The organism is Tardiphaga sp. 709, from assembly GCF_032401055.1.
GTDB lineage: Bacteria > Pseudomonadota > Alphaproteobacteria > Rhizobiales > Xanthobacteraceae > Tardiphaga.
Genome location: NZ_CP135530.1, coordinates 41081 through 54794 on the forward strand (window position 1 = coordinate 41081; position 13714 = coordinate 54794).

At 59.4% G+C, this 13714-nt stretch carries 11 protein-coding genes; 8 read left to right on the top strand and 3 right to left on the bottom strand.

The window, feature by feature from the left end; translation table 11 throughout:
- Nucleotides 1-7: 7 nt before the first annotated feature.
- The gene (locus tag RSO67_RS30105) at nucleotides 8-3124 is read left to right on the top strand and encodes a multidrug efflux RND transporter permease subunit (protein ID WP_315844474.1); all 3117 of its coding nucleotides are present in this window, start codon (nucleotides 8-10) and stop codon (nucleotides 3122-3124) included.
- A gap of 98 nt (nucleotides 3125-3222) precedes the next feature.
- Here RSO67_RS30105 and RSO67_RS30110 read toward each other — a convergent pair whose 3' ends face one another.
- Nucleotides 3223-3741, bottom strand: coding sequence for a hypothetical protein (locus tag RSO67_RS30110; RefSeq protein WP_315844475.1), 519 nt, complete (start codon nucleotides 3739-3741; stop codon nucleotides 3223-3225).
- Nucleotides 3742-3887: 146 nt separating this feature from the next.
- On the opposite strand from RSO67_RS30110, the gene RSO67_RS30115 reads away from it, so the two are divergent.
- The 4 genes from RSO67_RS30115 to RSO67_RS30130 all read left to right on the top strand — a co-directional run bounded on the left by RSO67_RS30115 (nucleotide 3888) and on the right by RSO67_RS30130 (nucleotide 9717).
- The gene (locus RSO67_RS30115; RefSeq protein ID WP_315844476.1) at nucleotides 3888-4139 is read left to right on the top strand and encodes a hypothetical protein; all 252 of its coding nucleotides are present in this window, start codon (nucleotides 3888-3890) and stop codon (nucleotides 4137-4139) included.
- 872 nt (nucleotides 4140-5011) lie between these two features.
- Complete coding sequence (locus RSO67_RS30120) at nucleotides 5012-7684, top strand: autotransporter outer membrane beta-barrel domain-containing protein (RefSeq protein WP_315844477.1); 2673 nt, start codon at nucleotides 5012-5014, stop codon at nucleotides 7682-7684.
- Between the two features lie 109 nt (nucleotides 7685-7793).
- A complete protein-coding gene (locus tag RSO67_RS30125; protein ID WP_315844478.1) occupies nucleotides 7794-9029 on the top strand; it encodes an MFS transporter in 1236 nt (411 codons plus the stop codon).
- 556 nt (nucleotides 9030-9585) lie between these two features.
- Nucleotides 9586-9717 (top strand): low affinity iron permease family protein, encoded by a 132-nt coding sequence (locus tag RSO67_RS30130; protein WP_410001926.1) that lies wholly within the window; start codon nucleotides 9586-9588, stop codon nucleotides 9715-9717.
- 459 nt (nucleotides 9718-10176) lie between these two features.
- Here the strand turns inward: RSO67_RS30130 and RSO67_RS30135 are convergent, their stop codons facing one another.
- Nucleotides 10177-10374: a hypothetical protein gene (locus tag RSO67_RS30135; RefSeq protein ID WP_315844403.1), complete on the bottom strand. Its 198-nt coding sequence runs from the start codon at nucleotides 10372-10374 to the stop codon at nucleotides 10177-10179.
- Between the two features lie 704 nt (nucleotides 10375-11078).
- Between RSO67_RS30135 and RSO67_RS30140 the strand changes: the two genes are divergently transcribed.
- The 3 genes from RSO67_RS30140 (at nucleotide 11079) to RSO67_RS30150 (ending at nucleotide 12994) form a co-directional block, all read left to right on the top strand.
- On the top strand, nucleotides 11079-11396 hold the full coding sequence (locus RSO67_RS30140; RefSeq protein WP_315844404.1) for a hypothetical protein: 318 nt from the start codon (nucleotides 11079-11081) through the stop codon (nucleotides 11394-11396).
- Nucleotides 11397-11971: 575 nt separating this feature from the next.
- Entirely contained in the window at nucleotides 11972-12658 is a 687-nt protein-coding gene (locus tag RSO67_RS30145) for a hypothetical protein (RefSeq protein WP_315844405.1), read from the top strand.
- Nucleotides 12659-12994, top strand: a complete 336-nt coding sequence (locus RSO67_RS30150) for a DUF6634 family protein (protein WP_315844406.1) — start codon at nucleotides 12659-12661, stop codon at nucleotides 12992-12994.
- Between the two features lie 208 nt (nucleotides 12995-13202).
- Here the strand turns inward: RSO67_RS30150 and RSO67_RS30155 are convergent, their stop codons facing one another.
- Entirely contained in the window at nucleotides 13203-13640 is a 438-nt protein-coding gene (locus RSO67_RS30155) for a hypothetical protein (RefSeq protein ID WP_315844407.1), read from the bottom strand.
- Nucleotides 13641-13714: the final 74 nt, after the last annotated feature.

Here is a 13714-nt window from a genome sequence, read left to right on the forward strand (position 1 = left end):
TCCCCGGATGGTCCCTGCCTTCTTCATCGATCACCCCCGGTTTGCGATGGTTGTCGCCATCGTCATGATGCTTGCCGGACTGGTCGCTCTGACGAATATTCCGGTCGCCCAGTTTCCTCCGATCACGCCGCCGGAAATCCAGGTCACCGCCAGTTATCCCGGGGCCAATGCCAGCGTGGTGATGGACAGCGTCGGAGCGGCTATCGAAGAGCAGGTCAATGGCGTTGAGCACATGCTCTATATGTCGTCGACAAGCACCAACAGCGGCACCTATTCGCTGACGGTCACCTTCGCAGTCGGCACCGATCCCTCGATCGCGCAGGTGAATGTCCAGAACCGCGTGGCCATGGCGACGGCCCGGTTGCCGCCGACCGTCACGCAGACCGGCGTGTCCGTGCGCAGCCGATCGACCAGCATGTTGATGGGCGTCGCGGTCTACTCTCCCAAGGGAACAAGGGACGACATCTTCATCAGCAACTTTGCCTCGATCAATGTGCGCGATGCGATCGCGCGCGTCCGCGGCGTGGGCGACGCGAGTGTCTTCGGCCCGGCCTACAGCATGCGGATCTGGATGAACCCGGACCGCATGACGGCGCTCGGGATCACCGCCGCGGATCTGATGAGCGCCGTCAAAGCGCAGAATGCACAGGCTTCCGTCGGCCAGATCGGCTCTGCCCCCGCACAAAAGGGACAACAGCTTCAACTGACGATCACGGCACGTGGGCGACTGGCCACGCCTCGAGAATTCGAGAACGTCGTGGTGCGAACGAACAGTGACGGCGCGATCGTCCGCATCCGCGACGTCGCGCGGGTCGAACTGGGCGCGGAAAGTTACGGCACGCAGTCGCGCTTCAATGGACTACCCAGCGCAACCCTGGTTGTCTATCAGGCGCCCGATGCCAATGCCCTGGCGGTGGCGCAGACCATCCGGGCCGAACTGACGCGGATCTCCGCCAGCTTTCCCGAGGATCTTGCCTATCGCGTTGTGTTCGACAATACGTCCTTCGTGATCGAAACGATCCGCGAGATCATGATCACGCTGCTCATTACATTTCTCCTCGTGGTCCTCGTCACCTATATCTTCCTTCAGGATTGGCGCGCCACGCTCATTCCCACGCTGACGATCCCTGTTTCCTTGGTCGGCAGCTTCGCGGTCCTCTACCTGTTCGGCTATTCCGCCAACACGATCACATTGTTCGGGATTATTCTGGCCATCAGCCTTGTCGTCGACGACGCCATTATCGTCGTCGAGAACGTCCAGCGCGTAATGGCAGAACACGATGACATCACGACCGCTGAGGCCGCGCGCCGCACCATGAAGCAGGTCACCGGGCCGATTGTCACCACCACGCTGGTGCTGGGCGCACTGTTCGTGCCGATTGCGTTTCTCAGCGGGATTACCGGGCAGCTCTATCAACAGTTCGCCGTAACCATCCTCGTGACCATCACATTCTCGACGATGAACGCCTTGACATTGAGCCCAGCGCTGTGCGCGCTCATTTTACGCCGACGAGAGCCGCCTTCATTCGCGCTGTTTCGCGGCTTCAACACCGCCCTCGATGTCTCTCGCCGTTGGTATATCGCCGGCGTGATCGGCGCATCGCGGCGCGTCGTCATCACGTCGCTGGCGTTTCTGACGTTGCTGGGCGGTGTCTACGGCATATTTCGCATCCTGCCGTCCGGCTTCATTCCGTCGGAAGACCTCGGCTACATGTTCGTCAATGTGCAGCTTCCCAACGCCGCATCCCTGCAACGGACCGAAACCGTGCTTCAGGAGGTTGTTGGTGTGATGAGAGCGACGCCCGGTGTGGCCGACATCATCACGATCGCGGGCACCAGCCTGATCAGCGGCAACGCTTCGGAATCGGGCATGGTGATTGCGGCGCTCAAACCCTGGCGTGAGCGCGGCGATCGATCCACCAGTATCGACGGAATTATCACCGCCCTGCGTGTGCGCTTTGCGGGCGTCGCCGGTGCAACCATGGTGCCCTTCAATCCGCCAGCCATTCCGGGCCTCGGCACGACGGGCGGATTCGATTTGCGTATCCAGGCGCGCAACGGCCAGAGCCAGCAGCAACTGGCCGAGGCAATCCGCGGAATTGTTGTTGGCGCGACCCAAACGCCGGGTGTTGCGGGCGTCTTCAGCACGTTTACGGCAGACATTCCCCAGATCTATCTCGACGTCGATCGCAAGAAAGCGGAGCTCCTTGGCGTTTCACCCGGCAGCATCTTCGCGACGATGCAGGCGCATCTGGGATCGTCTTATGTCGATGATTTCAACATCTTCTCCCGCGTGTTTCAGGTGCGCCTGCAGGACGAGCCGGAATTCCGCAGCCGCAGTCAGGACATCGAACGTCTGCATGTGCGCAGCCAGAGCGGCGATCTCGTCTCGTTGCAGGCCATCGCCACCTTGACAACGACGACGGGACCGAATGCCGTCAACCGCTACAACCTGTTTCCCGCGGCCTCGATCAATGGCCAGGCTGCGCCGGGCACCAGCAGCAGCCAAAGCATCGACAGAATGCAGGCGCTGGCCGGGCGCGCACTTCCGGACGGCTTCGGTTTCGAGTGGACCGGCCTTGCCTTTCATGAACATGCGGCGGCCGGCCAGACATTGACCGTGCTGATGATGGGCGTGCTGTTCACCTATCTGTTCCTGGTGGCACAATACGAGAGCTGGAGCGTACCGGTCGCGGTCATCCTGTCCGTGTCTGTCGCGATCTTCGGCGCATTGGCAGCGCTTGCCATCGCCGCCATCGCCCTGGATCTTTATGCGCAGATCGGCCTCATCCTGCTCATTGGACTTGCCGCCAAGAACGCCATCCTGATCGTTGAATTTGCCAAGACCCGCCGCGAAGACGGAATGAGCATTGTGGATGCTGCCGTGACAGGGACCAGCGAGCGATATCGCCCTATTCTCATGACGGCATTCGCAACCGTGGTCGGCTGCATCCCCCTCATCGCCGCGACCGGCGCTGGCGCCGGCAGCCGCCGCTCAATTGGTATGACATTGTTCGGGGGCCTGCTAATCGGAACAATTGTCGGCGTGCTCTTGATCCCGCTGCTTTATATCGCGGTTCAGAGCATTCGCGAGCGCGTCAAGGCACGGCTGATTTCGACTTGACGTGAGGCTTCGACCTGCGAACGCGAAAGATCTTCTGCTGCAGTCATGCCGACAGACCCGTTTCGCAGAGCCCACCGGAATTTATCCAGACAAGAGCCTTAGCGGGCGTCTCGGCGAGCCTGGGCGCGCTTATTGGCCTGTGACACTCTCCCAATTTTTGACGGGGGAATTCTGAAATTCCGACGCCGGCTCGGAATAGATCGCATTCCTTCGCTCGAGCCAAAATCATTCGGTGGTCGAGCAAATTGCTTTGCCCGCCGAAGGGCTAACGCTCGCCGCGCGGCCTCTCCGAGTTCTTTTTTCGCCTCGAACTTCTGCAGGCGCTTTATCTCCTTGCTAATGCGCTTGATCGCCGCAACAAAAACCTGCTTGCGCCGAGTTGCATGCTCGGCAGTCCCTGAAAAACTGCCGCCCCGAGGCTCAGCTTTCCCTCTTGCCTCGCGCTGCCGATGTCGCGCGAAAGTGCGCTCCTTTTCACTTAGATCCCGGAGCCTCGAGCGAAGGGTTTCGAGCTTGTCACGCGTGAGTTCCCCGATAGACGGATGATGAGTCGACAGGACGATTTCAAGCTCGTCATGCTTCAAAATGCTGGCTTCAAATCTGCAGGATGCCGACATAGCCGTCTCCAGAGTTGGGCGGGCCCGCCAGTAAGAAAATTTTAACCGAAACAATAAGGCTGCCTGAACATAACTCGTTTGCGTCGGTTGCGACCTTAGGATGACAACCTAGGGAGGAACACTTCCGGGTTAACTGGAGCTATCGAATGACCGAGGATGATGTTCTCGCCGCCATTGCATTAGTGCGTTCTCAGATGCGTCGCGTCCGGAATGACATCATCCAACTTCAACGAATTGGGATAGACATCGGCCCCTCTCAGAGCTCGCTCGATCGACTCCAAGGCAAGCTCGATCTCTTGTTGGATGAGCGCGATGCACTCGCAGGCGATGCGAGGCGTAAATATCCCCGGAATAGAAAACGTCCCGCGGCTAATCGCCGGCCTAACAAGGCCAAATAATTTACCATCGCCATCCGCAATGACGGCGCCCGCGATGCCACCAGCACACCCAGCGACGCCCGCCCCGGGAGCGTCTTCGCCAGCCGGGTCCGTGTGGCGGCCCCCATTGCGCTGGCGTGATCAGATCGGCCCGCATTTCAGTCGCGCCCAAGACAGGTGCGACAGGCATAGCCTCTGCGACATCAACGAAGCGAATGCCGGTCGCACCAATTGCCGCGACCACGAGCGCATTGCTCGCTAAACCAAGAAATGCCCGACGGTTAGGGATATCCGGCATTGTAGCGTCCTCATAAGCAAGCTCACCTGCACAGACTATATTGTGAATGATTTGCGATAATCCGACATCGGCAGAAACCCTGAGTTTTATGCAACCTAAGTAAGATCGCGCGCTATGGCCGGCGATGTCTGGCGTTCCACCGGCTCAGGGTTTTCCCCAATAGCAATACGCGCGGCGATCTAGATGATCGTCTCTCCGATGTATGGACGATGATTCGCGAGGCCGGAAGCTGCCCAACGAAGACGGCGCCTCGCGATCGGAGAATGCCACCATGCGGAGATGCTCAAACGCGGCCTTGGTGTGTCTAACTGTGAGTGTTGTTTCGGTGTCCGCTCTGCCGAACCACGGCGCTGCACATGCCCAGCAGGTGATCGCCAACGGCACCACGCAGAGCGCGAGTGGAACGATCAACACGGGTGTGTTGACGCCCACGGCGGGATACGGGCTCTACGCACTTAATAATGGAATCATCGATAGCTTCAGCCCGCTGAGTGTAATCACAGGGGGCTCAGCCTCCCACGCGGCATACGCGCAGAGCGGCGGCAGTATCACGCTCTTCAGCGGCTCGTCCGTTTCGACCACCGGCGGAGGTGGAGTGGGTCTGTTCGCAACGGGGATCAACTCGATCGTCAATGCGACCGACACCACCGTCTTCACGACGGGTAGCAACGCCTACGGTGTCGAAGCGATACAGGGCGGGACCGTAAACCTTACCGGCGGTTCGGTCAGGACAACTGGCAGTATGGCCTGGGGTCTTTTTGCCTCTCAAGCCAACTCGACGATTAGTGCGACCAACGTGACCATCAACACGACCGGGGGCGCGGGCTACGGAGCGCGGGCGATCGCAGCCGGGCATATCGCTCTCAATGGAGGCTCGATCACGACTTCCGGCAGCGGCGCCGACGCCCTGATCACCATCGATAGCACCGCCACGATTGATGCGGCAAATGTCATTATCCGCACAAGTGGCCCAACGGCCAGCGGCGCCAACGGGTTCTACGGAAAGATGACGCTCGACAATCTTGCTGTCACGACGCTTGGCGACAACTCGCACGGAGCCAGGGCCGACAATGCCGGCTCCGTCGCAGTCACAGGAGGTGCGTTCACAACCTCTGGAGCCTCATCGTTCGGCCTGCTGGCGACACTGGGAAGTACGTTGACTGCAACCAATGCCACGGTGGAGACGACCGGGGCCAGTGGAATTGGCGCAAGCGCGCAATTTGGTGGCCATCTCGTCTTGAACGGTGGAACGATCACAACAACGGGCACATCGGCCGCAGGTCTTTTCTCGGTCGGGTTGCTTTCGGCTCTATCGGCCACGCCAGCGGTTCCGACAGCACTCATATTGCTCGACGACGCCGCAACGCCTTCTGCCGGTCCAACCGGCTCAACTCTCACTGCGAACGGTGTGACAGTCAGAACATCCGGAACCGGATCTCATGGTGCGAGCGTCCGCGGCGGAAGCAGTCTTGCGTTGAACGACAGCACCCTGACCGTTTCTGGAGCGGGCGGCGCCGCGCTGTATTCTTCGGCCTACGATGCGGGGGCCAGTATTGCGCAGATTTCAAACAGCACCCTCAGTTCAGCCCAGGGCGCAGGTATCCGGACCTCCGGCACGACGCTGAATGCAACAATCCTTGGTTCCTCCCTCGCCGGAAATCCGAATCTCCTGGAAGTCGTTGCCAATGGAACGCTGAACTTGATAGCAGCGTCTTCGACACTTACCGGCGCAGCGGTGACGGACGCGGGAAGCACGTCAAATTTGACATTGCAAAATGCAACGACGTGGAAGATGACCGGCAACTCCAACGTTTCCAATCTTAGCAACACGTCGAGCTTGATCGATTTTGCACCGCCGTCGGGCGGGGCGTTCAAGACGCTGAGCGCCATCAACTATACGGGCGTCGGCGGAACCATCGGATTGAATACGTTCCTCGACACGGATGGTGCGCCATCCGACAGGCTCTCCATCAACGGCGGGACCGCAACGGGTGATACGTCATTGCGCGTGACAAACGCAGGTGGCGGCGGCGAGCTGACCGTTGGCAATGGCATCCTTGTCGTCGACACGACCAACGGCGGCAGGACGGCGCCGACTGCATTCAAGCTCGCTGGACCGGTCGTGGCTGGCCCCTTCGAATATACGCTCCATCGCAGCAGCGCAGATGCCAGCAACACGCAAGCATGGTATCTCCGCTCGACGCTCGATTGTAGTCTCGCCCCCAACGCAGCGGTATGCCCGTCGCCGCCGGGACCAGCACCGCAACCGCCGGTGCCGAACTTCCGGCCGGAGACCTCCCTTTATGCTGCGGTGCCTGCGATGGCCCTGCTCTACGGACGGAACCTCCTTGATACGCTGCACGAGCGTGCAGGCGAGCCGTATGACGTCGGTGGGCGCACTGATCCGAACGCCGATGCGCCCTTTATCGGAGGCTGGGGCCGTTTTATCGGCATGACCGGGCGGCGCGACGGGGACGCGCGCGGCGTTTATGGCACCGGCCCGCAGTACGCATATAATTTCCTTGGCCTTCAGGCTGGCCAAGACTTTGTGCGCCGCGAACACAGCGACGGCAGCCGAGATCATCTCGGTTTATATTTTGCGCTCGGCGGGGCCTATGGGCGAGTTACCCATTATGACGGCATCACCGGTGAAAGTGACGTCAAGGGCTACAGCCTCGGCGGTTACTGGACTCATTTTGGCGCGACTGGTTGGTATTTCGACACTGTGCTGCAGGGCACCTGGTTTGACGTGACCAGCAACGCCAATCGTGGTCTACCCTCGCTCACCACCGATGGGGCGGGTATCGGCGGATCGGTCGAGGCCGGCTATCCGATCAACTTGCGCCACGGATTTTTCATCGAGCCACAGGTCCAGGTCGTCTATCAGGCGATTGATTTCGCCGGTAGCCGTGACGTCGGCGCCCAGGTTCGCTTCGACAAAGTCGATTCGTTAGCAAGCCGGATCGGCGCGCGTATTGGGCGAGACTGGAACATCGGTGATGACGCCATCCGTCGTCGCTTAACGGCGTGGATCCGTCCAAGCCTCTGGCACGAATTTCGCGGAAATCCCCTGACCGAGTTTTCGTCCGATACCGGCTTCACCCCTTTCCAAGCCACACTCAACGGCACGTGGGGCGAATTGAACGCCGGCGTCAGCGGCCAGATGAATTCCAATGCCACCCTTTTTGCCCACGTCTCCTATCAAGCTCGCTTTGAAGGGAAAAGCTACGCCTACAACGGCAAAATTGGAGCTCGCTTCAATTGGTGACATTTAAAGTCGGCACGAGGCGATGCGGCGATCGGCGGACCAGATTTCGTCCGTGACGCTTCCGGGGCTGCGACTGCAAATTCTCAAGCTGCTCCAAGGGAGAAGCCCAATGCTGTCGAAGTCATTGCGAGCACAAATCGGAATCTTGATCCTCGCGACGAGTATCATCCAACTCGCTAATGGCTTCTTCGGAACTTTCATCTCCCTGCGTGTCGCGGTCGAGGACTTCGGCCCAACCGTATCTGGCCTGGTGCTCAGCAGCTATTTTGCTGGCTTCACACTGGGCGCGTTGCGATGCGAGCGGATCATCGAACGGGTTGGGCACATCCGAGCCTATGCCGCCTTCGCGGGAATGGTCGTCGCCGCGACCACGGCGATGCCGTTGCTGGCAGGGCCGTTGCCTTGGTTCATCCTGCGTGCAGTCATCGGTTTTGGTTGCTCTGGTATCTTCGTCGCTACCGAGAGCTGGCTCAACGCCAAGGCCGAGCCAGCTGAGCGCGGGCGGATCTTCTCTGTTTATATGTTCGGCACGTTCCTCGCCCTTGCCTTGGGACAGCTACTGATCGGCCAGGCCGCGGTTGAAACGGCAGAACCCTTCAATGCGATCGCGGTCCTGTTCGCTGTGGCGCTAGTCATCGTGAGTACGACGTGGGCGGAACCGCCTCGCCGAACCGCGTCGTCCTCGCTTGCGCTTGGGCAGTTGTGTCGGGCTGCGCCTCTCGCAGTCGCCGGCTGCATGGCCAGCGGCCTGATCAGCGCCAGTTTTTACTCGCTTGTTCCCGCATGGATGCAGGATGAAGGGATAGCGCGCGAGACGATAGCAATTTTCATGTTGTTCGCTGTGCTTGGCGGGCTCGCATTCCAAGTTCCGATCGGCCGGTTGTCGGATCGGTTCGACAGGCGCATCGTGTTGTCGGTACTGAGCTTCGGTTTTGCCGCCACCGCTATCGCGGTCGTCAGTTTGCCGCACTCTCGCGCAGTAATTTTGCCCGCCGCGGCCCTGCTCGGCGGCTTCATGTCGACCATGTATCCGGTCTGTGTCGCCAACGCACATGACCAAATGCCGGCCGATCAGGTTGTTGCAGTGACCGGCCGGCTCATCTTGGTTAGCGGGCTAGGCTCGATCCTTGGCCCGCTGATCGGCACGAGTGTGATGGCGCGCTTCGACATCGACGGCGGGTTCTATTTAATGGCCGCTGTCAGCATGCTGTTGGCCCTCTTGGCCGTAGCCCGTGGCTTAGTAACGGCGCCGCCGATACATCAAGAGCGAACCTTCGAAATCCTAACGCCGCAGGCAACGTCGCTCGCGCACGTTTCGGCTCGCCGGAGTGCAAAAAACTACTGATGCCTCTCTTATCCCTGATCACGCTGGCCATGCCCATTCGGGGCCGGTCCGCCGCTTGTCGCCGCGGGGTTTCCCGCCGGACCGCCAGTGGCCTCTGCGGTCGATCCGGCTCCGCCCGCGCTCGACCCGCCGCTTGCTCCATCGCTTCCTCTGCCGCCGCTACTTCCTCCGCCGCTCCCAAAAACGCTCCGGGTTCTCTGACGTCAATCTGTGGATATCACTATTCCGATAACGGCAAGCGTCCTTGCTGCGGCCTCAAAGCGACTTCGCGTACAACCATTCTATCCCGCTCTTTGCCGCGACATTGTGCTCGCTTCCGACGATGGTGTGATCCCGTTGGCTAAGAGAGAATGACACTTGGGTTCGTAGGATGCTTTGGCAAAAATCAGGTTCTGGCTAGAGGAACTCGAACCGGCTCGCATCTGCGAGCATGGAATGGCTTTGCCCGGCCATTCGAAGTGTGCTGAACTGGTCGCACATGCTTCGCGGAGACCGCACCTGTGCCTGATCATTCCAAGGCGGACCAGGCCAACGGCTTCGCTCGCTTTTTGGAGATATCGCCAACAAAACATCGCAGGCGGCAGGCCGGGCCAGCACCTTCATGCGGGCTTCGGCCGTGGTGGTCATTTGGGCGGTCACGGGTCCGCTTCGATATCGATGGCGCGCACATGCTCAAGACCGCATGTGAGATGGGCTTGGAAGGAGTCGTCTCGAAGCGGCGTGATAGCCGGTACACACCTGGAACACTCGACGGTTTACTACCAGCCAGCGGAGACCTAAAGAGCTTTCAAACTTCCATTGGGTGGTAGATGCGAAAGGCGATAACGAGGTCCCTACTCCGTGGGAGAAATGGTGGTCGACGTTCATTAAGCCCGCATTTCAATCGAAATTTGCGTTTAACCCTTTGGCCTCTATTAAGTGCGGCGACTACTCCCACATGGATCGCTTTCATATGCGTGAGATATCCGAATTTCATAGACGGGTTTTGAACCCGCAGCCTGGCGGACCACCCCCTTTAGACCCTTGTAAAGTTCTTTCAGAGAGCCTCCGACCCTCCAGACGGCATCATCGAAGACGGAAATCCGGCTCGGGCGCTCGGTAGACGAGAAGCTATCTTGGCATTCCCCGCCCGCATTTTCGCGATCAATCAGAAGGTCGCCGGTTGTAGTCGCGCACCGGATGATTTAGACAGCGTCAGCGTTGCTGCGCCCATGACGCCGAAGGCAATCGCAATCATCTTCAGCGAAAGCCGCTCGCGCAGGAACACGGCAGCGAGTCGCGCAGCCAGAGGCGGAAACAGGCTGAGCAGTAACACCGCATGGGCGGCGCTGGTGCCATAACGCAAACTTCGTCAATGAATGTTGCATGCAACCCGAAAGCAGTTGCGCAAATGCGATTCAAACATGCATAAGCGCGATTCAAAGCATCATATGGTCGTTACAAGCATCGATATAATCGATTCAAAGTCCGATAACGCCGATTCAAAACTCGAGACACGCGTTGCGACATGTATGGCGTCAGTCTATCCATCCGGCTGGATCGCTTTTTAACGTCGCAGGCTTTGCGGGAACGTTAATAGCAGTGTCGGCACACCGCCTTGATGCGTACAGGCATCGTCTCACGTTGCTGAAAACCGGAGACAACGTTCAGAGACATCGATTGCAGTTGTCGCCAGCGCGGAAACAGTTGCGTATTCTCGATTCAAAGATTGAGACCAGCGATTCAATATCTAAAACTTCCGTTGCAAAGTTCAAGATTGGTGTTGCGAAGTTCAACATTTTTGATTCAGCCGTGGAAGATATAGGTCGCTGAACGGATCACCCCTCCCCTAGGAAACGGCGCTCGCGATGTGCACTGCGCCTGCGATATCGTTCCGGCAGAATTCCGGAACTGCGTCGGCCTTCCTGCTCGGCTCAAACGGGCGGCGCGTCGCCGGCGCGGATTGGTTTCTTGCAACGTGAGGGGGCAGACTGGAATCGCTGAGACATATGCGCGGGAGGCGGCAGCGTCGCCAGCGCGCCCAAAGGAGAAGAGATGCGAATATCGAGAATGACGCGCCTGAGCGAGCAAGCCCGTTATCAGCGGAGCTACCGCGCGGAGCAGAAGGTGCTGCGCAAACCGTCGCGCGACGATGTCGCACGCGTGGCATTGCACGTGATGATCGCTGATATGCTCGAGCGGAATGAGGACGGCGAACTCGCCGCGCTGTGCGAGGCACTGGTGACCCGCCTTGTCGATCTGGGCTTCGACCGAGGTGCCGCGTATTGCCGCGTAGACGATCTCGTGGAGCGCTATGCCGATGGGTGGGCACCTCAGCGCAAGCCCCATCTCACGACGCCGAGCATGGTTGACGCCAGCGAGATTTGATCCTCTCCCCCCATTACTGGAGCAAACGGCGTTTGTCTTTGAATCGCCCCCGCACCGGTTCTCGAAGCCGCTCTCCTACGGGATTTGGTGGATGTAGAACAGCGCCAATCCGGATCGATCCGGTCGTCCCGCAGAGTGATCTGCTACCTTGGACCCACAGCTTGCCAAGATTGTTGACCAAGCTCAGCGGCTGGAAGGCCGGTCCACAAAATGGGAAATAGATCCTAGACAGACGAATGAGATCCTGCCAGGTTGCAGCCCTCACAAAGGAGAGCTGCCGATGTTGCCCGAGTTTGCCCGATATGATCGACCAAATGGTGGCCCTCCGCCCCGCGTTGCGCCGGCATGCCGCAATCCTGATCGGAAAACGGACACATATCGGCTCGCCCGAGGACTTCATGCAGCTAGACCGGAGGTGGGAAATGCACGCCCGTCTTTCCACCCTCGTCGAGCTGCGTGAGGATACGAGAATGGCCATGCGAATCTGTCTCGTCGCGCGCCGAGTCCTTGTCAACAATTGGACCGTCGCGACATCGATTACCGTTGGAACAACCATTCGTTAACGGGGGAATCCTTTGTCGGCACCAGTATTCGTCCTCCACGGCAGTAAAGGCGGCTGCGGCCGCAGCGCGTCAGCCGTCATTCTCGCGACCGGCTTGGCCGCGCTGGGTTGGAAACCGCTGCACATCCAAGTGACTTTGGATGGTGTTCCCCCCGTCATCGCTGGCGCTGAAAGCGTGCCATTTCGAACCGCCTGGGTCCCTGATGAAGATGTCGCTACATACAGGCCAATCATGAATGCGATCGTCCAACATTCCGATTGTCGGGCGATCGTTGTCGATATGACGCGTGTGCCGATCTGGGAGCTGGTGCTCAACGACCCTGCCGTCGTCATTTTTCCCGTGCGCCGGGAGGCCTATGAGATCGAAACCGCGCTGATCGACTACAGGGATTTCGATCGTTATCTGCGCTCGAAGGGCTTTGCGCCGCACCCATGGACGCCACCTGACAAGCGTCACCGTCCGAAGTTTTTGATGCCGGTGTCGTGGCCGAAAAACATGAGCGATGACCATGTAGCGGCAAAGATCGCGCAGCATGATCCGGAGCCGGGCACGCCGCTGTCGTTTCTGATGCCGGGCATTCCAGAACTTCCGGAAGACGACCTGCACGATCTAATCAATACGAATCGTTTCAAGTGCAGTCAGACCATCCGCAAAGCCGCCGTTGAGATCGCCCAGGCGGCCATTAACTCTAGGGACTGAATGCTCGTAATCAAAAAAGATCGCCCGGTCGATATCGCTAAGATTGTCGCGGAAGTGCACCGGATCGACCGGCTATCGATCGACCTGATGATGCTCGTCGACGGGCACTACAACGTCCCGAACGATGCCCCTATCATCGACCAATGGAGCCTGGCCCCGTCGCCGCCGTCGGTCTGCCTGACGGGCTTGGGGTCAGGCCACCCGCTCCTTCCAGGAAACAGCCGCGGTATCGTAACGAGCGATCTCGCGCTGATCGCCGAGGACGTGGGGGTCGCACGCACAATGAGCCGTTGGTATCGGCTCGGCCGACCCGCAGGGAGCACCCAGTCGTCATGAGCGAAAGCAGTGATCCTGACGAAGCCGCGACCAAGGAATTCCTCGCAAAACCACCGGCACCGAACATGAGCAACGGGCATTTCGCCGAGAGGATGAGCTTGGCGGCCTTCCGGACGGCGTCCATCGAGGGCGCCCGGGGATCGGTCGGGTGGACCGGGACGACCGAAACCTTGGTGGAATCTTATGACCGGTGGCATCCAAGGCGCGCCTAAGTTGCTCGTCGGAAGCGACCCTGCGACACTTTCGTCGCCAGTCCGGGGCGTCCGAAAGCCCAGAGGGTCAGCAACACGCCCACAAGGGCCGGTGACGAGACGGCAGCGAAATCTCGAATGAGTGCCGAGGGTTCACAAATTCCGACTGCAACCTCCCAAACATGAAAGAGTGCGTGCACCAAAAGCCACAACGTTGCAGAACACCACAATGCGCGACGATATTCAGGCTTCGCGGCCCCAACTGCGAACGCGAAGGAATTGAATAGAAAGATCAATCCGATGTCGCGAAGAAAGTGTTGGTTGAAGGGGCCTGTCGTAGTGACGCCAGGTATGGCCATGTACCAATCCAGCGGTGCAACGAGCATGAAAATGCCGTTCGCGGCCATCAAACCGCTCAGAAGTGCTGCGCTTCCCAGAATCAGTTTGGTAATCATCGTCTAGTCTCCATTCACAATCGGACCATCCCGGCTGCCTTGGCTGTAGGCCCCCGCAGTCGCGTATTGCGGTC